18 protein-coding genes and 2 pseudogenes are annotated in these 24,341 nt (G+C 42.7%); 16 read left to right on the forward strand and 4 right to left on the reverse strand.

Annotated elements, in window-relative coordinates:
• The 7 genes and pseudogenes from H4Q31_RS03320 to H4Q31_RS03350 form a co-directional block, all read left to right on the forward strand.
• Positions 1-238: hypothetical protein (locus H4Q31_RS03320; protein ID WP_185177667.1), on the forward strand; the 238-nt coding region annotated here is incomplete at its 5' end.
• Positions 239-422: 184 nt separating this feature from the next.
• A pseudogene (locus H4Q31_RS03325) lies at positions 423-869 on the forward strand (DNA ligase LigA-related protein); the annotation flags it as partial.
• Positions 870-966: 97 nt separating this feature from the next.
• Complete coding sequence (ligA, locus tag H4Q31_RS03330; RefSeq protein WP_185177648.1) at positions 967-2,958, forward strand: NAD-dependent DNA ligase LigA; 1,992 nt, start codon at positions 967-969, stop codon at positions 2,956-2,958.
• Between the two features lie 338 nt (positions 2,959-3,296).
• Positions 3,297-3,575, forward strand: a complete 279-nt coding sequence (locus tag H4Q31_RS03335; RefSeq protein ID WP_185177649.1) for a hypothetical protein — start codon at positions 3,297-3,299, stop codon at positions 3,573-3,575.
• A gap of 246 nt (positions 3,576-3,821) precedes the next feature.
• Positions 3,822-4,022, forward strand: a pseudogene (locus tag H4Q31_RS22040) (AAA family ATPase); the annotation flags it as partial.
• 218 nt (positions 4,023-4,240) lie between these two features.
• Positions 4,241-4,816: a TetR/AcrR family transcriptional regulator gene (locus H4Q31_RS03345; protein ID WP_245347359.1), complete on the forward strand. Its 576-nt coding sequence runs from the start codon at positions 4,241-4,243 to the stop codon at positions 4,814-4,816.
• A gap of 75 nt (positions 4,817-4,891) precedes the next feature.
• Entirely contained in the window at positions 4,892-6,094 is a 1,203-nt protein-coding gene (locus tag H4Q31_RS03350; protein WP_185177652.1) for an MFS transporter, read from the forward strand.
• A gap of 120 nt (positions 6,095-6,214) precedes the next feature.
• Here H4Q31_RS03350 and H4Q31_RS03355 read toward each other — a convergent pair whose 3' ends face one another.
• The 3 genes from H4Q31_RS03355 to H4Q31_RS03365 form a co-directional block, all read right to left on the reverse strand.
• Complete coding sequence (locus H4Q31_RS03355) at positions 6,215-6,685, reverse strand: MarR family winged helix-turn-helix transcriptional regulator (protein ID WP_185177653.1); 471 nt, start codon at positions 6,683-6,685, stop codon at positions 6,215-6,217.
• The gene (locus H4Q31_RS03360; protein ID WP_185177654.1) at positions 6,682-7,515 is read right to left on the reverse strand and encodes an N-acyl homoserine lactonase family protein; all 834 of its coding nucleotides are present in this window, start codon (positions 7,513-7,515) and stop codon (positions 6,682-6,684) included. Before H4Q31_RS03360 ends, H4Q31_RS03355 begins: the two co-directional genes overlap by 4 nt.
• 532 nt (positions 7,516-8,047) lie before the next feature.
• The gene (locus H4Q31_RS03365) at positions 8,048-9,205 is read right to left on the reverse strand and encodes an MFS transporter (RefSeq protein WP_185177655.1); all 1,158 of its coding nucleotides are present in this window, start codon (positions 9,203-9,205) and stop codon (positions 8,048-8,050) included.
• A 199-nt stretch (positions 9,206-9,404) separates the two neighbouring features.
• On the opposite strand from H4Q31_RS03365, the gene H4Q31_RS03370 reads away from it, so the two are divergent.
• The 9 genes from H4Q31_RS03370 (at position 9,405) to H4Q31_RS03410 (ending at position 23,120) form a co-directional block, all read left to right on the forward strand.
• Entirely contained in the window at positions 9,405-10,286 is an 882-nt protein-coding gene (locus H4Q31_RS03370; protein WP_185177666.1) for a LysR family transcriptional regulator, read from the forward strand.
• Between the two features lie 237 nt (positions 10,287-10,523).
• Positions 10,524-11,171, forward strand: coding sequence for a nuclease-related domain-containing protein (locus tag H4Q31_RS03375; protein WP_185177656.1), 648 nt, complete (start codon positions 10,524-10,526; stop codon positions 11,169-11,171).
• Between the two features lie 610 nt (positions 11,172-11,781).
• Positions 11,782-13,344 carry a type I restriction-modification system subunit M gene (locus H4Q31_RS03380; RefSeq protein WP_185177657.1) on the forward strand — a complete coding sequence of 521 codons (1,563 nt, stop codon included), beginning with the start codon at positions 11,782-11,784 and terminating at the stop codon, positions 13,342-13,344.
• Between the two features lie 24 nt (positions 13,345-13,368).
• Positions 13,369-14,577, forward strand: coding sequence for a restriction endonuclease subunit S (locus H4Q31_RS03385; RefSeq protein WP_185177658.1), 1,209 nt, complete (start codon positions 13,369-13,371; stop codon positions 14,575-14,577).
• Positions 14,570-17,620, forward strand: a complete 3,051-nt coding sequence (locus H4Q31_RS03390) for a type I restriction endonuclease subunit R (protein WP_185177659.1) — start codon at positions 14,570-14,572, stop codon at positions 17,618-17,620. Before H4Q31_RS03385 ends, H4Q31_RS03390 begins: the two co-directional genes overlap by 8 nt.
• 116 nt (positions 17,621-17,736) lie before the next feature.
• On the forward strand, positions 17,737-19,155 hold the full coding sequence (locus tag H4Q31_RS03395) for a hypothetical protein (protein WP_185177660.1): 1,419 nt from the start codon (positions 17,737-17,739) through the stop codon (positions 19,153-19,155).
• A gap of 260 nt (positions 19,156-19,415) precedes the next feature.
• Positions 19,416-20,660 carry an ABC-three component system protein gene (locus tag H4Q31_RS03400; protein WP_185177661.1) on the forward strand — a complete coding sequence of 415 codons (1,245 nt, stop codon included), beginning with the start codon at positions 19,416-19,418 and terminating at the stop codon, positions 20,658-20,660.
• Positions 20,644-21,141, forward strand: coding sequence for a three component ABC system middle component (locus H4Q31_RS03405; protein WP_185177662.1), 498 nt, complete (start codon positions 20,644-20,646; stop codon positions 21,139-21,141). The genes H4Q31_RS03400 and H4Q31_RS03405 overlap by 17 nt, the downstream gene beginning before the upstream one ends.
• 2 nt (positions 21,142-21,143) lie before the next feature.
• Positions 21,144-23,120, forward strand: coding sequence for a DUF3732 domain-containing protein (locus H4Q31_RS03410; protein WP_185177663.1), 1,977 nt, complete (start codon positions 21,144-21,146; stop codon positions 23,118-23,120).
• Between the two features lie 398 nt (positions 23,121-23,518).
• Here H4Q31_RS03410 and H4Q31_RS03415 read toward each other — a convergent pair.
• Positions 23,519-24,341, reverse strand: an 823-nt coding sequence (locus H4Q31_RS03415; protein WP_185177664.1) for a Tn3 family transposase, incomplete at its 5' end; no start/stop codon positions are given.

Consider the following 24,341-nt stretch of genomic DNA (forward strand, 5'->3'; position numbering starts at 1 on the left):
GGCGGGCGTCGCGCGCGTCGTGCCGCAGCCGGGCGCAGCGGCTGCGGGAGCTGCCGGCGGCGGAGGCGGTAGCCTCGCCGTCGCCGCCGGCGACAAGGTGCAGCACGCCAAGTGGGGCGTGGGCACCGTTGTCGCCGTGAAGGGCAGCGGCAACGATACGGAGCTGCAGATCGCGTTCCCGGCGCCGGTCGGGGTGAAGCGGCTGCTCGCCGCATTCGCTCCGCTGACCAAGCTGTGATAGATACGATCAGAGCGAGGCGATGGACGAAGTCGACTCGCTCTGGCGCAAACGCAAGCCAACTCAAGATAAGCCCGAATAGGGCTTTTCTTTTTGCCTGCGGAGCGATTTGACATGCCCGGCAGCGCTCCCATAGACTAGGGGAGAAATGTACATATTATTGGAACGAAGAGAGGGTTATCGGATGACCGAGCCGCTGAAGCGGATGCAAGAACTCGTGGCGACGCTGAACGATCACAGCCGCCGCTATTACACCGAAGATAATCCGACGATTAGCGATAAAGAGTACGATCTGTTATACGACGAATTGGTTGCGCTGGAGGCGCAGACGGGCGAGACGCTGCCAGACTCGCCGACGCGGCGGGTAGGCGGCGACATCCTGAAGGGCTTTGAGCCGCATCGCCATCTGGCCCGTCTGTGGAGCCTGGACAAGGCGCAGAGCACGGAAGATCTGGCGGCTTGGGAGACGCGCGTCCGCAAGCTGATCGCCGATTACAACGCGAAGAATCCGGAGCGGCCGCTGCCGGAGCCGGAGTTCGTCGTCGAGCTGAAGTATGACGGCTTGACGCTGAACCTGACTTACGAAGGCGGCGAGCTGGCGCAGGCTGCAACTCGCGGCAACGGGGTCTTATCGGTAAAAAATGAATTGTATAAAAAGGCTCAGGGCAAATTAACCAAAACCTTGAAATATGCCATATTATAATTAGACAAGGGGGAGGTGTTCTCTCATGGAAATAAAAGAGCGGATCGAGCAGTTACGAACACTTATTAAATATCACAATGAAAGATACTATGATCTCGATGAACCTGAAATTACTGATTATGAATATGACCAGCTTCTTGACGAATTAAAAAAACTTGAATCACAATATCCAGAATTCAATATTTCGGATTCTCCTACGAAAAAGGTAGGGGGCGCGGTAAAGCGTGAACTTAGAAAAGTAAGGCATGATGTTCCGGTTATAAGTCTTCAAGACGTATTTAATAAAGATGAAGTTTATGCTTTTGTGGAGAAGGTAAAGTCCCAAATTCCTGATTCTAAATTTGTAGTCGAGACGAAAATTGACGGTTTAACGGTTTTGTTAAGATATCGAGAAGGCAATCTCGTAGAAGGTATAACAAGAGGTAATGGTGAAGAAGGCGAATCGGTTTATGAAAATTTATTGGAAATCAAGTCCATACCTCAGACGATCCCTACGACCCTACCTTATGTAGAAGTTCGAGGGGAAGTCTACATGTCAAATGAAGCATTTGAAATGATCATGAAAAAGCAACAAGAGAGTGGTGGAAAAACCTACAAAACAGCGAGGAATTTAGCCGCAGGATCTTTAAGGCAATTAGACCCCCAAATTGTTAGGGAACGTAACCTTGATATTTTTGTTTTTAATCTTGAGATATCAGAAGGAAAAGAGTTTGTCTCCCATGCAGAATCATTGGAATGGTTAAGTTCTCTAGGTTTCTCAGTTGTACCTGACTATCAAATCTGCTCAACAGCAGATGAGGTATGGGAAAGCATTTCAACAATTGGAGAAAAAAGATGGGAATTGCCGTTTGGCATAGATGGAGCAGTTGTAAAGGTTGACAACTTGGACGATAGAAAAGTATTGGGCAGTACCAGCAAAGTTCCTAGATGGGCAATTGCCTTTAAATATCCTCCAGAACAAAAGGAGACCGTTGTAGAAGACATCAAAGTACAAGTAGGACGTACCGGAAGGTTAGCTCCATTAGCAATATTAACGCCCGTCAAATTGGCGGGTACCACTGTTTCAAAAGCGTCCTTGCATAATCAAGACTATATAGATGCTAAGGATATAAGAATTGGTGACACGGTTGTCATTCAAAAAGCAGGGGACATCATTCCCGAGGTAATCAGAAGTATACCAGAAAAAAGACCAACCAATGCAATCAAGTACATGATTCCCGACACATGCCCAATATGTAATTCTCCAACCGTGAGGGATGAGAATGGTGCGGATATTCGTTGTGGTGGAGACGAATGCTTAGCCCAATTGATCAGGGGCATCACCTATTTTGCTTCTAAAGATGCGATGGATATAGAAGGATTTGGGCCAAGCACAGTCGAGTCTCTCATGTCTGAAGGATATATCAAAAACATCGCAGATATTTATCACCTTAAAGAATATCGTGATGAGCTAATTGAGAAAGGGATAGTTGGACGGGAAAAGTCGGTTGATAACCTGCTGAAAGCTATCGAAAAATCAAAAGATAATGATTTGGATCAATTAATAACTGGATTCGGAATAAAGAATGTAGGGAAACAAACAGCGAGAGTATTGACTTCTAGTTTTGCTGATATAGATGAAATTAGTAACGCTACCTACGATCAATTAATTATGTTACCGGACTTTGGTGAAACAGTTGCCAATAGCGTTTTAAGTTTCTTTAGTTTTAACAGTACGCATGACTTAATTGAGAAACTGAAAAAAGCAGGTGTTAATACCCAATCGAAAGTGTCAGAAATAAGCAGAGACGACAGATTTGCGGGAAAAACATTTGTTATTACCGGAACGCTTCCAAATCTAAAGAGGGACGAAGCTACCCGATTAATACAAATGTATGGCGGCAAAGTATCTGGTAGTGTTTCCAAGAAAACGTCATTTGTCCTTGCGGGAGAAGAAGCAGGAAGTAAATTAACAAAGGCTGAGGAATTAGGTGTTAAAATAATTGATGAAGAAGAATTCAACAATATGTTAAAGTAAAAAAGACAGCTCAGAATGATCAAGATGGTGTGCTTGCTGAATAAGTGGCACACCTTTTATATTTATTTTATGCTTGTAATAACTATAGTTAGATTAAATGTAAGTGAGGTGTCTGGCTTGCTCAGATGGTTAGACCAAAATGAAGGAACAATGCTCAAAATAGTTAGTGTTATATTCATAGGGTTTGGAACTGGTCTCTTTCTCGTTAGTGAATATGTCCAGGCGCTAGAAAGCGGGTTGATTGGAATCTTGATTTATGGAATATATCGGCTTGGCTCAAAGTTTGAAAAACATTTGAACGATAATAACGATCCCAATTGAATATAGGTTGTGTATTTATGAAAATTAAGTGGTTTAAATTACACCGATTTATTGAGGATAACATTAAAGGCGGACTTGCCCATTTAACAGAAATTGAATGTTTTAATGATGAATTTAATGGCTTTCAATACAGATCGTACGTACTAAAGGATGTCTTTGATGAAGGAGAACCTGTATTAATAACAGTTATTTTAGGAATATATGATATTGAGTCCGAATTTGAGCATGAACCTTCCATATTCCAGATGCCAAGCACTATGATGAACAGCTTACATTGTTTTGTTAGGGGAGAGTAATGACAAGAATTACATAGCACAATGATTACATGGAGTGGGATGTAAGTAGCGTGTTTGGTGTATCTTTATGATCGTGTATTACAGAATATTTTGAGTAGACCCAAGTAGACCATTTAGGACTGGGTAAACTTCAGTAAACCTCATTTAGAGTATTGTCTACTCAGTAGACTTATTTAGATGTCCGAAACAGGTGAGTGTTGATGAAAAATCTGAAATATTGTTTAGGTTAAGACAAGGGGGAGTCCCATGTTCTTACGCGAGATTATTAAATTGAATGAAAAAATACATACCCCCGACCAATACCCATTTAATGTTCCTGCGATTAAACACTTTGATAAAATTACGCTAAATAAAAACGTGACTTTCTTCGTTGGAGAAAATGGTTCAGGTAAATCGACGTTGTTGGAAGCTATTGCATATCAATGCGGCTTCAATACAGCCGGTGGTCCCCTGTTTAAGCACTACATGCTACCCGCGTACGTTCTTTAATTAGTAATTGGAAATGGAATATAATGAGGAGGACGTAGCCCAAGCGAAGGCGCGGGAGCGTCCTTTTTATTGAACTAACGGACAGGTTAATGGAACTGGATTGGGAGCACAATAAAAATACTGGACTATTCGTTCCCAAAATATTATACTTTTCCTACGGAGAAGGAGGGATTAACATGGGACGTTCTAAAGAGTTTGACAAGGAGTACGTACTTCATAAGGCAATGTTAGTTTTTTGGGAAAAAGGTTACGAAGCGACAAGCATACCGGAGTTGTTGAAAGCAATGGGATTAAGCAGATCAAGTTTGTACGAAACATTTGTGGACAAACAGACGCTTTATGTTGAGGCAATACACCATTACAAAAAAATCAGGCAAAATAAACGAAATCTCTTGATAAATGCGCCGTCTGCGAAAGTTGGAATCCGGCAGTATTTTGATCAGCATATTATCTCCGCATTTGATGAAGATTTGCCGAAAGGATGCTTGATTACAAACGCAACCATTGGTTTGGACTCGCCTGATGAACAACTTCATAAATTGATACGAGACGGTTTTGAGGAATTGGAACAGTCTTTTTTTGAACTTTTAAGTACGGGACAGCAGACGGGAGAAATCGACCCAAAGAAAGATATTAAGGTTCTAGCACACCTATTGCTTAACCTTAATCATAGTATTAATGTAGTATCCAAGGTGAAAAGCGACAAAAAAATTATCTATAACATGATGAACACAGTAATTGAGATGCTATAAACATATTTTTTTATCATTACTGGAACGAACGTTCCAATAATGATAGCTTTCTCGAAATGTAAAGGAGCGCTTACTATGAGTTCAATCGAAAATCAAAGAATTGAAAAACCTATTTCGGCGTGGATCATACTCATTTTGGCTGCCGCTTGCGGAGTAATCGCCGCTAATCTCTATTATGCGCAGCCTTTAGTAGGACCAATTAGTTCTGAACTTGGATTATCTTCTGGGGCAGCTGGCCTGATTGTCACACTGACTCAAATTGGTTACGGAATCGGCTTGTTATTTATCGTACCCTTGGGAGATATACTTGAAAACCGAAAACTTGTTGTTGCGTCATTGCTCTTAACTGCAATAGTTTTGACGATTGCTGCAGTTGTCAAAAGCGCTCCCCTGTTTCTCACAGCTTCACTGTTTATCGGGCTGGGATCAGTCGCAGCACAGATACTAGTACCGTACGCAGCTCATCTTTCGCCAGATGCCACACGTGGCCGCAATGTGGGTAATGTCATGAGCGGTTTGTTACTGGGTATCATGCTTGCACGTCCCATATCAAGTATTGTGGCAGAGTTTATGGGGTGGCGCGCCGTATTTGTCTTATCCGGTGCAACGATCCTTGTGCTGGCTCTTGTATTAGCAAAGGCGCTTCCTGCAAGGCAGCCGTTAACAAGCGTACAATATCCAAAACTTCTGGGTTCTATGTTACATCTACTTAGAACGACCCCAATCTTGCGTCGTAGGGCGATCTATCATGCTTGTGTGTTCGGGACTTTTAGTTTGTTCTGGACAACTGTTCCTTTGTTATTGACCAGTCCGATTTTTCATTTTTCCCAAAAAGAAGTTGCCCTGTTTGCATTGGTTGGGGTATCCGGAGCGGCAGCCGCGCCTTTGGCAGGCCGTCTTGCGGATAGGGGCATGATTCGTCCTGCCACAGGAGTAGCGCTGGCTTTAGTTATCGTTTCTGTATTTCTGCCACTAATGATCCAAACCTGTTCGACATTCGCATTAATATCTCTGGTAGTTGCGGCCATTCTTTTAGACATGGGAGTTTCGGCAAATTTGGTCCTTGGGCAACGTGCTATTTTCTCATTGGGTGCAGAGTTTCGAAGTCGGCTTAATGGTTTATACATGGCAATTTTTTTTGCTGGCGGTGCTATAGGCTCAACGACAGGAGTATGGGCATACGCCATCGGCGGCTGGAAAGCAGCATTGTTGATTGGAATAGCTTTACCGGCCATTGCGATGATTTATTATGCGACAGAGAAAAAGCAATTGAGCTAACAAAAACGATAGTTGAACAAAACGATCTTAAAGAAAGGGCCATCCCAAAGGATGGCCTTAAAGAACCTTATCGTAAGTAACGGCAAGACACTTCCTGGCTTTGTTTGTAAACCTCGCTGTTCATAGCAAACCTCGACGACGCAAAGGCTCGGCAACAGGCATCGGAGATAATAGCTTTCCGAACAATGTCGTTAGTTGCTGAAGATCCTCATCAGATAGTAAAGAAGCTAGTTGATCACAGAAACCCACTTCTAATTCCTCCAAATGTACGGCAAGTTCCTTGGCTTTTGGTGTCAGAGCGAGTTCGACGGCTCGCCCATCCCCTTTTGATCGGCATCTTTCAACGAGTCCGTGTGACACCATATGAGTGATTAGGCGCGAGGGCGAACCCGACTCGCAGACGAGCTGTGCACCGAGTTCCTTTAGAGTAAGCGGCTCACTCTTAGCGAGTACGCGGATCACCTCATAATGGGAACCGGTCAGACCTTGAGGTTTAAGCAGTTCTTCGAGCATGCGTGCTCCCTGTCGTTGGGCTGCCAAAATCATATAACGGAGACACTCTGCAAGTATTCTTTTCTCCATTTCAATCATACGGCGACCACCTCGTCTTCGATAACCATAGGCAATACATCTGGATCGTGATTGGCATAAACGCCCAAACAATCAGTACGACTGGCGAAGTCCCGTACCCAATGCAGCGAGCGTTCAGCCTCTTCACGATTGTCCGTAACGCCCGGTAGCATCATCTCTCTCCAGGATCGAGTTGAGTAACCGACATCGCTGGCAAGAAGAACCCATCCTCCAGACAATTTAACGAGCACGGAAAGTTGTCCGCGACTATGGCCAGGCGTATGGACGAGGTAGAGAGATTCGTCTCCAAATAGATCTAAACCGAGTCCATAAGGACCGAACGGAATGGATTTTGGACGATATGAGTCAAACTTAACACCTTGCCACATGGTCCGGTTGTAACCAAGAGATCGTTGTGCAGCCTCAACCTCCAGATCACTAACGATAATCCGCTTCGCTCCGGCAACGTGCTTCAGTCCACTTACATGGTCGGCATGAAGATGGGTTAATACGACTGCCTCTAAATCGCGTTCGCGGATTCCAATTTTAGCGAGTTGCTCATGAATGGCGGCGCCTTCCGGCAAAGATCCTTGAAACATTGTCGAAGCCAGAAAGCCAAGGTGACGCCGTTGGTCTATCCGAATGTCCGTATGCCAACCAGTATCGATCAGCACAGGACCGTTCGAATGTTCAATCAAATAAGTCGATACGGGGACCGTTATTCGTGCGGATGCAGGTCGTATCCAACCTGTATATGGCATCGGATGTAATGTGCGCTCGCGATAGGCAAGGGCTCGATCTATTCGGACGTACCCAGTATGTAAAATGTGAATGCGGGAAATTTTGTTCATTCTATTAGCTCCTTCAAAACGATATAAAGATGACATGTCATACAATCAATTATAGGTGACATGTCACATAAATGCAACTTAATAATCTTTTAAAAGGAAAAACTTCTAACCAGAATCGGATCTGGTAAAAAAATAAGTTATAAATGAAAAGCGGTAGGAGAAGAAATACAATGAAGTAGCCACGCTTCGTTCGATGAACTTACTGGCAGGTTTGCTTAAAATTTACGCATAAATAGAGAACCGAAATTGATCAATGTCGTTTCAGTATACATTTTTGCCGCGTATCCTTCTTGGAGCCAATTACGACTGATTTCCAACGCTTGTTTCGCCATGCGGACAACGTGAGAACTTATTGACGATGATAGTTGCTTCTTTGAGCGACACAACCTTACAGCAGCGTCCTTGTACGGTTGCCACATTATTGATTCGTTCTTTGTTAGGGAGGCGGGAAAGGTAGGTTGTGATTGCTCTTTATTGCTATTCGGAAAGAATCGCTTGCTAATATTGGACAGTCCGGACTTTATCTTTCTTATTATTTCTCACCACTGTTTTCTTTCCTTCTCCATGACATGACTGACAATTGTCCCAGTAAGGCCACAAAAATAAGACATCCGGCAGCAAACGGAAACTTAGAAGGTGCCAATCCAGCCACCATGGCAACTCCCCCAAGTGTTGACCCAATCGCACTACCTAAATAGTTAGCGGAGCTGTTTAAGGCCACTGACGCTGCGCCATGTTTAGGTTGATAAAGAAGCAATACGTGTTGCTGCGGTGCTTGTGAAGCCCACCCCATCGCCCCCCAAATAAAGATAGGCAGAAAAGCGACAATAGGGACCGCAAGTCCAAATGGCAGGCTGAACATGGCGATGGCCAGTATGATAAGAATACCTACCATGAGCCAGCCTGGGCGCTTCGTTCGATCAATCAGCGTGCCGATGGAAAAGCTCCCGATTACTCCGCCAATACCCCATACCCACAGATATGGGGTTATGGAAGTAATTCCAGCCAAACTATGCAAGATGGATGCGATATACGTATAGAGTCCTAAACTGGCAACGCTTGTTATTAGAGTAATGCCAACAGTGGCTGAAACCCGTCCATCAGTCATCATGGCAAATCGTTGACCCAATGACGGCGGTGCCACGGCCGGAAAGTTCGGAAACCAGGCAACAATCCCAATCATGGCGATCAGACCAATGACAGTGACGACCCAGAGAGTTCCTTGCCAGCCTACTTGCTCAGCAATTAGCAATCCAATGGGAACTCCAATTACTGTTCCCATACTCATACCGCCCAGTGTCAACCCAAGGGCACGGCCTTGTTTCTCGTTGGAAACAAGGGCTGCAGCGGCTGAAGCAGCAAGAGGGGAAAAAAGCCCGGCTCCAATGCCTGCAACTGCACGAGCTATAAGCAGCAAGGAGAAATTCGAAGCAAGTGCACTTGCCCCATTTGCTGCTGAGAAAACAGCAAGTGCCAATAGTAAAATCCTGCGCACGGGTTTTCCAGCCAACAATGTTGCAAAAATTGGAGCAGCTAATGCATAGCAAAGGGTGAATACACTCACTGCTTGTCCCGTTTGTGAATCACTTGTGTGGAAGGTTGCCCCAATATACGGTAATAATCCAGCTACCACATAGGCATCAAACCCAAGAGAGAACATTCCGATCACGAGGAGAAGTACCTTTCGCATAACAAACCTTCCTTATTTTGAGGAGTCGATACATGCATGTGATGAATACTCTACTAATCTGTCCTAGATTGAAATTTATTATATCCACTCACAACACCTATAAACTCACGGTGTTGGAGGTCGATTATTGCATAAGTATAAGCCTCGCGTTAACATGAATCAAATTAATGATTTTAATGTCCTGTATGAGGTGTCACTCATGTCAATTGCAAGGTTTGAAATTTTCTCCAAAGTCATTGAACTCGGAAGCTTCACAAAAGCAGCGGAAAAGCTTAATATGACCCAATCTGCTGTGAGCCACGCTGTCGCTGGTTTAGAATCAGATTGGGGAATTACTCTCTTGATACGAGACCGCAAGAACGGTCTTATACTAACAGAAGTAGGTCAGAAAACACTGATTTCTATACGGGAAATTTTAAACCAGATGGAGAAAATCAAACAAGAAGTAGCTTTTGCATCCAATCTTGAGGTAGGTACCATTCGAATCGGGAGTTTCTCAAGTGCTTCTTCCTGCTTATTACCGAAAATGGTTGCCAAGTTTCACCAAAAACATCCGAACATTGAGTTTATATTTTTTGAAGGAACTTATGAAGAAATTAGAGAATGGATTGAGACGGGGGTTGTTGACATTGGATTTGTTGTTCAGCCAACTCTAGAAACGAATCTGCATATCGTACCAGTCATCAAAGATCAAATGGTTGTCGCCTTTCCCGATGGTCATCATTTCCAAAAAAAAGAAACTATTGACGCTCAAGACATACAAGAAGAACCGTTTATCATGCCTAAAGGTGTTTATCGTACTCACGTTGAGGAGATTTTCAATCAAGCCAACATCAAACCACAGATTCGCTTTGAAGTACAAGACTGCAACACTATTGTTAATATGGTACAGGAAGGACTTGGAATTACAATCGGCCCAGAATTATTTCTCAAAAACCAGACCAAAATTAAAACTAGAAATCTGAAGCGAATAAAATGGCGAAGTATTGCTTTAGCTTGTCCATCGATTCAAGGTGCTTCCCCAGCAGTTCAAGAATTCCTAACAGTTGCACAGGGCATATTTACAAAAGAAAATAATTAGGGAAGTTTGATCGTGGGTATCTGATTTATTCAGCTATCGGGGGACAAGAGCTGAAAAATCTACACGGGAAGCTGCCGGCAGCTATGCATGGAGAAATATGGGTATTGGGCAAGAAGGATCGAATAGAAAACGATGGGTGTATGCTGAAAACCAGCAAAGTGAATACCAAAACGGGGGAAGAGCAAAATTTTTAAGAAACTATTGTCACTTTTTAAAGCACCAGATAAAACAAAGGGTATGATGACCGGAAAGCCGGCGCAACCCGAAGCGTTAAAGAAGCAAAAGGTTGAAGCCTCCAGAATTGGAGAACTTGGGGAGTACAAAATCAATATTCAGTTAGATCAGCTTCCGAAAAACACTAAGCATCTGAGCGATCTCCTAATCCGTAAGACGAGGTCACGCACAGGATACTCGCAAATAGACCATGTGGTTCTATCTCCATACGGTCTCTTTGTTATTGAGACGAAGAACTACACGGGAGAGATTAAAGGGAAAAAGGAAGATACATACTGGCGAGTCAGCAACCGGTTCAACCTGTATAATCCACTAAAACAGAACTATGGCCATATCAAGGCCATCGAGGAGCAACTAAAGAGCTTCACCTTTCCGAACCTAACTTTTATCTCCATGGTATCCTTTACGATGCGTTGCCGGTTCAGCATTGATCCCCAGTTGCGCATGATCGAGTCCAATGAGCTGGTCGTTTATGATACCGAACTCTCGGAGTTCATTCAGCGAAAGATTAACCGGATACGAGCAATGTCAAATCAGCCGCTCCTTACAGACGAGGATATTCTGGCCCAATATGAAATACTTCAAAAGGCCAACATTACCAATCCAGAAATCCGGCAGCAGCATATCGCCAAAATTAAAAGAAACTGGTAGTAATAAGGAACTGATAACATATAGGAAACGCATGGAGGGATTATCAAAATAGGGACATTTGACCTCGAGAACCGGTACCGATAGTTCAATAAACAGCGGCAGTCTAGGACTTTCTTTTCTCGTCCATGGCTGCCGCTGTTTCGATTTATAGGTCAGTCTAACACTTATTACACAAAAGCTGATGGATTATCCATCTTCAAGATGGCGCCAAATCAACAATCCCAGTCAAAGACTTTATTTCCTTCGAACAGTTGCTTCCGAATGTATGCTTTGACCATCGCTTGAAAGAAAAATCTCCAGTACACCGCCAGTAATGGAATCCAGCTTTGTTTTAATGGCTTGTATCAAGTCCTTGTCTTTACTCGAATGGCTAAAAAAGATCGTTGGTTCTCCTTAAATGACATTTTAATCAAGTGCACTTTAATTATAGCATTAAGGTAAAGGCTCTCATTTCAAATTGTTCTCTGAGATCTTAAGCAGGATTGATGTCACATTTCGTAGAATTATTAATATAGGACTATATACTCAAACATCTGTTCTATGACATCATGTTGTCAGTGAAACATAATTAAAATAAAGGCAATACTTCACATAGGAAAGGATAATCGATATGGCATCGGCAAAAGCAGATATAAACTTTGAAAAGGATCTTTTTGAAGCCGCGAACCGGATGCGTGCAACGGTCTCTCCAGCTGATTATAAGCATATTGTTTTACCGCTCATCTTTTTGCGTTACCTCTCTTTGCGATACGACAAACGCCGCAAGGAATTGGAGAAGCAATTAACCGACCCCAATAGCCCAATGTATTTCAAAGATGCGGAGATTGTTCGTGAAATATTGGAAGACCGCGATCAGTATATTGCTGAACGTGTTTACGTGTTGCCTGAGGAAGCGCATTGGTCTTATATCGTAAAAAATGCCAAGCAGCCGAATATCAAAGAGATTCTTGACAATGCTATGAAATTGATCGAAGTGGAGAATGATGATCTGGTCGGCGTTCTTCCACGTATTTATCAGAGCACGAACCTACCAGTTGAAAACCTGGCCTCTTTGATCGAGATTTTCTCGCGTGATACGTTCAGTTCGTCCAGCGATGATGCGGTAGACGTGTTGGGCCGTGTATTTGAGTATTTTATCGGTAACTTCGCTTCTAGCGAAGGTAGCCGAGGCGGAATGTTTTTCACGCCAAGTTCTATCGTCGAACTTCTGGTTTCCATGTTGGAACCGGAATCGGGTACCGTATTGGATCCCGCCTGCGGATCGGGCGGTATGTTCGTGCAATCCCAGCGCTACGCCAAAAACAAAAACTCGCTTTCATTCTACGGTCAGGAAAGCGTTGATCTCACAGTACGTCTTGGTAAAATGAACGTCCTTATGCACGGTATCAATGCTGACATCCGGCTGGGTGATTCGCTACTGAACGATCAGTATAAGGATCAACAATTCGATTTCGTTATCGCTAATCCGCCTTTCAATCAGAAATTGTGGGGAGCAGAGAATATCCAGAAAAATGACCCGCGGCTTATTATCAATTATGATAAGGCTGTTACCGACAGCAACGCCAACTATATGTGGATGCAGCATTTCCTGTACCACCTTAAGAGCGGGGGCATAGCCGGTTTTGTCATGGCCAATGGCGCGATGACAACGAATAACTCAGGCGAGAAAGATGTCCGTCAAAAGTTAGTGGATGAAGGATATATCGATTGCATCGTGCAGTTACCAGAGAAGTTGTTCTTTACGACTGGGATTCCTTGTTGCCTGTTCTTCTTGAGCAAGAACCGGAACGGGGAGAAAGGGTATCGGGTGAGGAACAATGAGGTTCTTTTCATTGATGCCCGGAAAAAAGGTGTAATGGTGAGCAGGAGACAGCGGGCATTGACGCAAGAGGACGTTGCCGAGATTTCGGCGGTTTATCACGCATTTCGTAATATGAATGGCCGATTCGAGACTGTTGATGGCTTTTGTAAAGTTGCGACCATTCAAGAAATCCAAGGCAATGACTACAAAGTCTCTCCCGGGATTTATGTTGGGACGGAATTGGAAGAAATAGATGATACACCGTTTGATGAAAAAATTTCCAAGTATTCAGCGACGTTAAAACAACAGTTCGAAGATTCAAATCGGCTTCAACAAGTAATACTTAAAAACCTTGAAAATTTGATAGATTGATTTGCTGAAAGCGAAGTGACAAAGATGAGAGAAACCTACAAGGTTAGCGACTTGATTACAGACGGTGTGTTGGTGATTGGGGACGGGTATAGAGCCAAAAACTCCGAATTGTCCGGCGCAGGAGTTCCGTTTGCGAGAGCCGGAAATATTGATGGGGGATTTTTATTCAAAGGAGCCGATTGTTTTCCAATCTCAACACTTAATAAGGTCGGAGAAAAGATAAGTCAAGTGGGAGACGTTGTATTCACATCAAAAGGAACAGTAGGCCGGTTTGCTTATGTAGATGAGAGCGTGCCTCAATTTGTATATTCACCACAACTCTGTTTTTGGAGGAGTAAAAACCAAGAGATCATTCAATCAAGATATTTGTATTACTGGATGCAAAGTAAGGAATTCATTTTTCAGATGAATGCTGTCAAGGGTCAGACTGATATGGCCGATTACGTTAGTCTTTCAGATCAAAGAAAAATGACGATTACCGTACCTTCAATAAAAGTTCAATCAGCAATTTCACATATACTTGGCTCTATAGACGACAAAATCGAACTCAACCGTCAAATGAACGAAACGCTTGATCAGATGGCGAGCACTTTGTATAAACATTGGTTTGTTGATTTCGGGCTGTTTCAGGATGAGGAGTTTGTGGATTCTCATATTGGATTAGTTCCAGGTGGTTGGAAAACAACTAAGTTGAGGGAATTGATGGATCTTGCTTATGGGAAGGCGCTAAAAGCCCAAGATAGAAAAGGCGGAGTTTATCCAGTCTATGGTTCTAGCGGGCTAGTTGGATGGCACAATGAGAATATTGCAGACGCTCCAGGAATAATCGTAGGCCGTAAGGGGACTATCGGTACAGTATATCTTTCATACTTACCCTTTTATCCAATTGACACAACCTATTACATTAAGTCAAAACTAACTGGTATTAACCCAGTGTTCTACCTTTATTATCTGCTTCGGTCCCTTGACCTCGAACATATGAATAATGACTCGGCAGTTCCAGGGTTAAACAGGGAATCAGTTTATAACATAGATGTACTAATTCCACCCACCGAGCTGCTGCTAAAATTTGAAAACAAGATTCAGTCATTTCATGACCAAATTAACAACAACAACGCTGAAAACAAGCAACTTACGAGTCTCAGGGATTATCTACTTCCCCACCTTCTCTCGGGGGAAATTGATGTGAAGGTTGCTGAAGAGCAAGTCGAGGAGGTGTTTGCCGGTGGCTAACGGACTGTACGAAACGGATTTTGAAGAAGCGACGATCGGCCGTCTACAGGCCATTGGCTACGAATATACCCATGCGATGAACCTGTTCGGTCGTACGTCGCTTAATGAGGTCGTGCTTCGGGACCGCCTTGAAGCATTTCTCAAGAAAACTTACCCCGGGATTCCGGCGCAGCATATCCCCGCGTTAGTTTCGCGTTTTGCCGATCCTGACGGGGTGACATTGCTTCAGCGCAACCAGAGGTTTCACGAGATGCTAGTGAAGGGCATTGACTTTTCTTACGAGGAGAAAGGCGAGCATGTGTTTCACCATGTATACCCGGTGAACTGGGACGAGCCGATTACGAATAATTTTCTCGTCGTAAACCAACTTTCGATCGAAGGGAAGATGGCGCGGCGGCCAGACCTTATCATATATGTGAATGGGCTGCCGCTGGTGGTGTTCGAACTGAAAAGTCCGTATAGCGAGCAGGCAACGATCGAATATGCCTACAATCAAATCACGAACTACACCTATGACATTGCACAACTATTTAATTACAACGCCTTTGCGGTCATCTCCGACGGCATCCTGACGCTCCATGGCATACCCGGGGCACCGTATGAGTTTTATGCAGCTTGGAAATCCACCGACGGTAAGGAAGTCGACAACAACATCACGAATTCGATGCGGACGCTCATCCAGGGTATGTTCCCAAAGGAACGACTGCTCGATTATATCCGCAACTTCATCGTGTTTATGAAAGATGGTAACAAGGAAGCAATTAAGATTGGCGCTAAATATCACCAATATTTCGGCGTTCGGTTTGCCGTCGAACACGCCGTTCGCGCAACTCGACCGGAAGGAGACCGGAAGATTGGGGTCCTATGGCATGCCACTGGTTCGGGGAAATCGCTTTCTATGTTGTTTTTCTCTGGAATTCTGTCGCGGCATCCAGAGATGGATAACCCGACAATCGTCATACAAGTGGATCGCTCGGATCTCGACGGTCAATTGCACGAGACATTCGTTCAGGGGACATCCCTGGTCGGTAACGTTCATCATGCAGAGAATGCCAATGAATTGCGGGAACTGTTGCGTAACGAAGCCGGCCAAATTATCTTTTCGACGATCGAGAAGTTCCGCTTGAAAGATGGAGAAGGTGAGTTCCCAGTATGCTCAGAGCGTCGGAATATTATCGTCATTTCCGACGAAGCGCACCGTACCCAGTACAGTTTTGACGGCTTTGCCGGCAATCTTCGTCGTGCCTTGCCGAATGCTTCACACGTCGGATTTACGGGTACACCGATAACATTTGCGGACCGTAATACGTTTGAATTGTTCGGGAACGTCATTCACATCTACGACATGCAGCAGGCCACGCTAGACGGTGCAACGCTTCGGATCTACTACGAATCCCGTCTCATACCGCTTGATCTCGAAAACGCAGGTTTTGACGAAGAATTTAAGCAAATTGTCAGCCAGGTTGGGGATGGAAAATGGGATGAACAACGTGCTAAATGGGCGGCGCTAGAAAAAGTTGTCGGTACGTCCGAGAGGTTGGAGACGCTCGCCAAGGATATTGTAGGGCACTTCCAAAAGGCGGCTTCCCCCGAGGCAAAGGGTATGATCGTTTGCATGAGCCGGGAAATATGCGTTCGACTCTACGAGAAAATGCGTAAAATAGACGGCTGTCCGCCGATTGAAATTGTTATGACCGGTGACATCGACAAAGACCCGCCAAGTTGGCGCCAAAAGCAGCCAGGTAGTGAGTTCGCCCATATCAAGTCCAAGGAAGAGCAGGAGAGCGTAAAAGCGAGGCTACGAGATCCGAATGACCCTCTCAAGTTCGTAATCGTACGGGATATGTGGCTCACGGGTACTGACATCCCGCCGCTAACTTACCTGTACGTCGATAAACCAATTAAAGGTCACGGCTTAATCCAGGCTATTGCCCGCGTCAACCGCGTCTACCCCGGCAAAACGGGTGGTGTTGTCGTCGATTACATTGGCATCGCCGAAGCATTGAAAGAGGCGACGCATCGCTATACACAAGGCGGCGGTAAAGGAAAGCCGGCTGGGAGCATCGAGGACGAGGCGGTGCCAATCTTCTTCGAGGCGCTCGAAGCGGTACGCGCCTTGATCCCGCCAGACATCGACATTACAGATTGGCGGGCTAAGCCGAAGGTTGAGCGTGAAGATTGGATTGCGGACTTCGTAGGCTTTTTGATGGGGCCGGATGAGGACACTTACCTGAATGCGCAGGCCAAATTGGATAAAGGATATCAACTGGTGAAGCACTTGCCAGCTGTAATCCCTCACGCGAATGAGGTGCTACTCTATGAGATTGCTGCGATTCAGATCAAGAAGTTTAAAATCGCTGGCGACCCGGATGACAAGCCTAAGAACATCGAGGAAGAACTGAAAAAATTGATCGACCGTAGCATAGGCGCCCGTGAAGAGGCCGTTGATTTGTTCGAGAAAGCAGGATTGGAGAAGCCTGACATCTCGATCCTAGACGAAGCATTCCTTGCCGATTTCGAGCAAAAACCGCACGTCGATCTGCGTCTGAAATTGCTTCAGAAGTTACTGGAGGAAGAAATCTTTTACTTGGTGAAGCAAAAAAATGCGCTCGGTAAAGAGTTAAGCAAACTGCTGGAGAAGACGATAAACGATTATCATAACCGAGTTATTACGGCAACCGCCGTGGCACAAATGATGGTCGAAGCGAAGAAGAAAATGGACGAAGAACGCAAAAAGAAAGAGACGCTAGGGCTGTCTGATGAAGAAATGGCCTTTTATTACATTATCGAGAATATGGGTAATGATGCCTTTTCCAATGAGTTCATTTCAGGTTTGATTCGCAAAGTGGTCGCGGCAATGAAAAAGGAATTCCAAATCGACTGGACGAATCCGCATCGTGCTGATGTCTTGGCAAAGGTCAGCAATGCCGTGAAAATGGTGCTTATTCGGGAGAAGATAAAGGGCGAGCAGTTGCGGTTCCTAACGAATGCGATCATTGATCAGGCAAAAGAAAAATATAAAGATTGGCCAATAGAGGCGTAGAGGGAAAAACTGAGATTTTAACCTTTAGGCTTTCTGCGAGAGGAATAATGGCCGTCAAAGGGGCAGCTATAATATACTGCTCCTTTTATTTTTTTCAAGAATTGGAGGTATTAAGAATGGCCGAGGAACAATCTCAGATGGTGTCTCGCGAGCAGATATATAACGAGGTGTGGGAGTTGTCGCTTGCTGGTGTTGCTAGGAAATATAGCATATCGTACAGCTTTATATATAAACTTTGTAAAGAAGCAAATGTGCCCATACCTCCTTCGGGGTATTGGACGAAGTTAAATTTCGGAAAGCCGGTATCGAAACCACCTCTTCCAGACTCAACAATAAATGAAGTTGCTATTCCTCGTGTGAAAACGTCGCGGATAAGAGTACAGAAAATTGAAAAGGGTATGGCAACCATTTCAGAAACAAAAATTGAGGCCACGCAGCAGGATGAAGCAGCGGTGAACAATGCTAATGCCAGTCCTGATGATGCCTTAGAAGCAGGATTGGATACTGACGCATTGTCACTATCCAAATCTAGTAAAACCACAAAATATATCGACAATCGATCCAATTCTGAAGCCGATCACAATAGTTTTTTTGAAAGGTTGGCGTTCCTCGTCGGAGCTGAAAGGAACAAAGTTCTTGATATAGCCAATCAGATACAGATTCCAAATGAAAAGGCCAGGCTACACCCTAAGATTGCTGCACATAAAAATGTTGTCATTGAATGGAACAAGAACGATAAAAAAGAAGTAGGCGCTCAAAGAAGCCCTCAAAACTACAGTTCGTATAGGTCCCGTCCTCCATTTTTAGCAGGCGTGATTTCGAAAGAGACGCTTCCGCGTGTTTACCGAATCCTTGGGGCTCTTAACCATGCTATAGAACGGTTGGGAGGCTCAGTGACGGATTCTCTCACTTTTATTGTTCGGAATGAGTCGGTATCTCTAGAGATATATGAAATGCAGGACAAAGTCGATCATGTTATTACGAAGTCAGAGGAAAATCAGCTCCGTAAATATGAGGAAGATAAGAAACGGTACTCTTGGGCTTCGAAACCGAATTTACGCAAATATGATTATGTCTTTAACGGGCAACTGTGCATCAACATAAATCAGAATCGAAATAAAAGGTTTCGTGATACCAAATCTTCTATTCTGGAAAACCAATTAGGACTTCTTCTGATTGAGATGTACGATGCATCTGAAATTATACGAAAAGAGCGAGAAGCGCGTGAAGAAGAGCGTCGTAAACTCGAAGAAGCAGAGAGATTAAGAGAGGAACGTCGAAAACGCCATATGATTGAAGTTGAGCGCACGGTTGCATTGACAAATATGGCTCAGGATTACGCGATGGCGTGCAAGATAAGGGAATATGTTTCAGCTTTGGAATCGTTCCGTAATTTGGCAGAGGAAGATATACAATGGATCGATTGGGCAAAGAAGAAAGCCGATTGGTATGATCCGATAATTGCAAGAGAAGATGAGATTCTTGGGAAACGGGAGCACCAGAAAGGAAAGGAATTAAAAACCGGATATTTATGAAGAAATGGCAGTAAAGGTTGTTCTTCATTTAAAAGGTCACCTTAAGGTTACTTTAAAGTCACCTATAGTTCACCCCAAGGTCAACCTAGGGTCACCCAGAGGTCACCTTTTGGGGAGTTTTGGTTGAGGATACTTGAATATGATGCTAACATTATTATTATATGGAAGTGCAAGGTACTTCATTACTATTTGAATTAGACTAAAATTGCTAACCTTGCTACTGATCGCATTTTTCATCCCCAATCTAGGAGTTGAAGTCAGTGGGCAAAACAAATAAAGAAACATTAAAAAAAGAAGTTAATTTAGCCAATACACATGTTCCCGATAAAGTATATGCCTATTCGTTACAAGTACGACACGCTTTATATGAACTTCAGAGCTGTTCGTCAAATGATATAGTAAGTGTAGAGGTGCTCGAAGATGTGGCTGTTGCAAAATCGGATGGAACTGTAGATGCTATACAGCTAAAAAGTGTTCTTTCAAACAACAACCCTATATCGAATCGCGCGAAAGATTTATGGAAAACTCTCTATAATTGGTTATTGTCTGTTACTAACCAAGAACTTGATGTTCACAACACTAAATTCATTCTTTTTGTAACAGCAGATCGGAAAGGATTAATTGCCGACTCCTTTCACAATGCCGAAACATTAGAGAAAGCGGAAGAAGCTTGGGAAGTTGCAAGACAAGAATTTTATAAAGACACAGGGGAAGAAAAAGAACTTTCTGACGAGTATGCACTGTATATAAGAAGTTTTTTTAAACCTCAGAATAAATTATTTGCAAGTCAAATTATTCAAAAATTTTGTTTGAAAACTATAAAAACAAACCATACAGCTCTTCTTTACAAAACATTCTGCGAAAGGGCTATGCTAGAAGAAGATTTAGGAGATATCTTATTTACTTATATGTTGGGATGGATTGATAAAAAATTATCAGAATTGGTCGAAAATAAACAACCAATGCGCATATCGTATCAAGATTATAGAACAGAACTTATTGCGATCAGACGCGAATATAACCAAAAACAAAGTCTAAAAGAATTAGCTCCAAGACCCACTGAACAAGAAGTTCAGGAAGAGATGAATGCATTAAGAAGATATGTAGAACAATTAGACGTTGTGGAATGCGACTATACGGAAAAAATCGAAGCGATAAATGACTATCTCCGGGCCTCTACTAACCGAACAATTTGGGCTAAGCGCGGGGACATCAGTGATGGGAATCTGACAAGCTATCAAGAAACGCTAGTAAAAAAATGGGATACTAAAAGAAAAATTCTCTCTCTCCAGAATAAGCATCTGAATCTTTCACCCGAAGAATTGGGAAAGCTATTGTATCTCGAATGTAAGAATGATCCAGTTAATATTGATCATCTTTATGTGCCAGATTTTTTTACTGCAGGATGTTATCACGCCTTATCTGATGATGTGGAAATTGGCTGGCATCCAAATTATAAAGGTATTTTCATGCCAGGGAGTGGATTAAGTGTCCAACTTAAATAAGGAGATTCAAAACGTTCAGAACCCTGCATTCGGTGCATTTATTATATGGAACTTTGTAAGAGGCTATTATAGTAACAATAAATCGTTAGTCCCATTCCCCCTATTATTTATTGTTTTACCAGTAATATTTCGTGAAGATATGTCTGAATTGTTGTTTTCCACTAACAAGCCCTCGGGCCTACGAACATTTGCTAACAAATTCCTTACAACAAAAGTGCTTAAAAATGATCTTGTATCAAATATACATATTAGTGCAGCAAACATGAGAGAATTATCACTTCAGTCGATCCAAATAGCTATCTTCTCTTCTCTCATTGCATTAGATTATGAGGAAGCTTTGGTTTTTCCTTTTACAACATCTGAACGAAAACAAGAACCTAAATCTATAGTTAAACTTGGAAAAGCTTCAGAAAAATTGGGGTTTTGGTGTTCCCAGCTGACCCTTCATGAAATATCTCAAATACTAAAAGTGAGGTTTTAACAATGGATTTCCAAATAAAAAAACTTATCCTTTGGTCAAAAGAACCTCAATTTAAACCAAAGGAGATTGAATTTAAAACTAATTCAGTGAATATTATAACAGGTGCATCTAGGACTGGAAAATCTGCAATTATTCCAATAATTGATTATTGTTTAGCCTCAGATTCTTGTTACATACCTGTTAAAACAATCAGAAATGCTTGTAGTTGGTTTGGTATCGTTATAGAAGTCAACCAAAAACAAGTTCTTCTAGCCAGACAAGAGCCTGGGCTACAGAAGTCTACCGATAATATGTATATTGCATCCGATATTGAAGTTGAAATCCCTGATGTACCAATTAAAAATACTAATAGAGATTCAGTTAAAAAATTTTTAGATGAATTGTCATCCTTGACTTTCTTAGACATCGATGCTGAAAACTCAAATAATTACCTGGGTAGACCATCCTTTAGAGATTTAATGGCATTTTGTTTCCAACCTCAAAATATTGTAGCAAATGCAAACACATTATTTTATAAAGCGGATACTACAGAGCATAGAACAAAACTTATAAATATATTCCCATATATACTTGGTGCAGTTACCCCCGATATTCTTGCAAAAAGACAAGAAATTAATAATCTTACTAGATTACTAAAGCGCAAAGAAAAAGAGTTATTGAAGCTCAAAGAGGTATCCGAGAAATGGAAGACAGAAGTAAATGGCTGGCTGGCAATAGCACAAGAGTTTGGCCTTATTAAATTGGATGCATCGAATGACCTTTCATTTGAAGAACAAATTGAAATCCTTACATTGATATCAGAGAAGCGAGCATCGGATTCAAGCATACTTAATAACAATATTGAAGCTTCCTCACAAGAAATAGTCGCTTTAAGGAAGGAAGAAAGTGCGCTTTCACTAAAACTGTCATCCTTGAAAAATCGTTATACTGAAATGCGTCAATTGATGAATAGTATAGAAGGGTATCGTGAGTCTTTGACGATTCAAGTTGAGCGATTAAATATATCTAGATGGTTAAAGAGTCTAACAGAAGACGATGAAACCTGTCCGATATTCGGAAAAACTAAGGATCATCCAAAAGAACAAATTGATAAATTCTACACGAATTTAATTAAGCTTGAAGATGAAACGGGATTTACAAATAAAATCCCTGCGGCATTTGAGCGCGAGTTCGAGAATGTAAAATCAGAAATCAGTACATTAACTGAGCAGATTACGGCTGTACAAAAAAGAATTAAATTGCAAAGTCAAATAAGAAATTCTGCCGCGCATGAAAAATATACAGTTGAGAATATCTCCAGATTTATAGGCCAGGTTCAGTATGCAAACGAAACATTCAAGTCATTAGGCACAGATAGTGAATTAATTCTTGAGATAGAAGCTATCAGTGATACATTATCAAATTTAAGGACACAGGTAGATGAAAGTGCAGTAATACAAAGGATCAATTCGGCAATCAATAAAATTGGAGCTTACGCAATCAGACTCTTACCGTTGCTAGATTCAGAACGCCCGAATGACCCTATACGGATAGATTATCAGAATTTAACTGTCGTTGTTAGTGGACAAGATGGGCGTGACGATTACCTTTGGGAAATTGGTAGCGGTTCGAATTGGCTCGCTTACCATATCTCGGTTACACTAGCATTTCATTTATTTTTCAACGAACAAAGTCATTCACCAGTACCAGGGTTCATTGTTTATGACCAACCTAGTCAAGTTTATTTTCCTAAAAAAATGGCAGCCAGAGAAAATGAACTGGAATTAGATCCAAAGCTTGAAAATGATGAAGATAGAATTGCAGTCAAAAAGATCTTTGAATCTATGTCAGAGGCATTAAAAATATCTCAGTCAAAATTTCAAATTATCGTATTAGAACATGCAGACAGCAGTATTTGGGGCGACATTCATAACGTCAATGAAGTTTGTGAATGGCGCGGCAACAATAATAAACTCATTCCTGAAGAATGGATTAAGTAATATTAAAAAGTATTTTCACAAAACGGGGTGGGGACTTGTCTTTTGACTTTAGCCAATTTTTTAATAAAACAACTGGTCCTAGAGAACAACATCCGATAAAAATATACGATAACTTACCCAAAGGAAAGGTTAATGACCTATGGCGGGGGCAGTACTTAGCACTTGAGGAATTACATCATGTATTAGATCAAGGAAAAAAGAATGTTGTTGTAATTCTTAATACTGGAGGCGGAAAAACAGTAATTGGACTATTAGAGGGGCAATCAATTACTAATCGTTCTTTAGACAGGGGTCCCGCCAACATTTTAACGAAAATATACGCTAAGCCCTCAATTATGTGCGGCTTGGCGTTTTTTCTTACTCTAAGCTGGTCCGGGACTATCACCCGGACCAACCTTTCATTCAATGTCCTGTTCTTTAAGCGGACGCAATGAATTAAGAGAAGTATTCTGCCTTAAATTGAACTTGTATTCTCCTAAGAAATTGATATGCTCCCATCCAAGTGGTGAAATATGCTTTAGTAGATCTTCCTGAAGCTTACCTTGCTTTTTGCGATGTTCTGATGCTTGCTGGAGATAGACGGTATTCCAAACGCTAATAGCATTAATGATGATGTTCAATGCGCTGGCTCGCTGGAGCTGATCCTGTAGAGCGCGTTCTCGCAGTTCTCCATGTTTGCCGAAAAAGATCGCCCTGGCCAATGCATTCATGGCTTCCCCTTTGTTCAATCCCCGATGGATTCTTCGCCGTAGCGCTTCACTTGAAAGATAATCCAGGATGAAGATTGTTTTTTCGATTCTACCCATTTCCCGGAGTGCGGTAGCCAAACTATTTTGTCTTGCATAGGAGCCGATTTTCCCCATAATGAGTGATGCCGAAACCGTTCCTTCCCGGATGGAGTGAGCCAGTCGGAGAACATCGTCATAGTTTTCCTGAATGATTTTTGTGTTGATCTGACCTCGCAGCAGCTTCTCCAGTTTAGGGAAGTCGGCAGGCTTCCCAATTGTGTACAGTTTGGAGTCAGCCAAGTCGCGTAAGCGCGGCGCAAAGCGAAATCCGAGCAAATGTGTTAAACCAAAGACTTGATCGGTGTAACCGGCTGTATCGGTATAATGCTCCTCAATGGTCAGATCCGTTTCATGATGCAGCAATCCATCAATGACATGTACGGCATCCCGAGCGTTCGTATTGATGACTTTCGTGTTTACGCTGAAGCATAAT

Source organism: Cohnella lubricantis (assembly GCF_014212015.1).
Classification (GTDB): domain Bacteria; phylum Bacillota; class Bacilli; order Paenibacillales; family Paenibacillaceae; genus Cohnella; species Cohnella lubricantis.

Excerpts from the sequence above, each read along its gene's own strand:
- ligA (WP_185177648.1), top strand. The coding sequence starts at position 967 with ATGGAAATAAAAGAGCGGATCGAGCAGTTACGAACACTTATTAAATAT.
- H4Q31_RS03385 (WP_185177658.1), top strand. The coding sequence starts at position 13,369 with ATGAGAGAAACCTACAAGGTTAGCGACTTGATTACAGACGGTGTGTTG.
- H4Q31_RS03380 (WP_185177657.1), top strand. The coding sequence starts at position 11,782 with ATGGCATCGGCAAAAGCAGATATAAACTTTGAAAAGGATCTTTTTGAA.
- H4Q31_RS03345 (WP_245347359.1), top strand. The coding sequence starts at position 4,241 with ATGGGACGTTCTAAAGAGTTTGACAAGGAGTACGTACTTCATAAGGCA.
- H4Q31_RS03410 (WP_185177663.1), top strand. The coding sequence starts at position 21,144 with ATGGATTTCCAAATAAAAAAACTTATCCTTTGGTCAAAAGAACCTCAA.
- H4Q31_RS03360 (WP_185177654.1), bottom strand. The coding sequence starts at position 7,515 with ATGAACAAAATTTCCCGCATTCACATTTTACATACTGGGTACGTCCGA.
- H4Q31_RS03395 (WP_185177660.1), top strand. The coding sequence starts at position 17,737 with ATGGCCGAGGAACAATCTCAGATGGTGTCTCGCGAGCAGATATATAAC.
- H4Q31_RS03335 (WP_185177649.1), top strand. The coding sequence starts at position 3,297 with ATGAAAATTAAGTGGTTTAAATTACACCGATTTATTGAGGATAACATT.
- H4Q31_RS03350 (WP_185177652.1), top strand. The coding sequence starts at position 4,892 with ATGAGTTCAATCGAAAATCAAAGAATTGAAAAACCTATTTCGGCGTGG.
- H4Q31_RS03365 (WP_185177655.1), bottom strand. The coding sequence starts at position 9,205 with ATGCGAAAGGTACTTCTCCTCGTGATCGGAATGTTCTCTCTTGGGTTT.
- H4Q31_RS03370 (WP_185177666.1), top strand. The coding sequence starts at position 9,405 with ATGTCAATTGCAAGGTTTGAAATTTTCTCCAAAGTCATTGAACTCGGA.
- H4Q31_RS03375 (WP_185177656.1), top strand. The coding sequence starts at position 10,524 with ATGATGACCGGAAAGCCGGCGCAACCCGAAGCGTTAAAGAAGCAAAAG.
- H4Q31_RS03355 (WP_185177653.1), bottom strand. The coding sequence starts at position 6,685 with ATGATTGAAATGGAGAAAAGAATACTTGCAGAGTGTCTCCGTTATATG.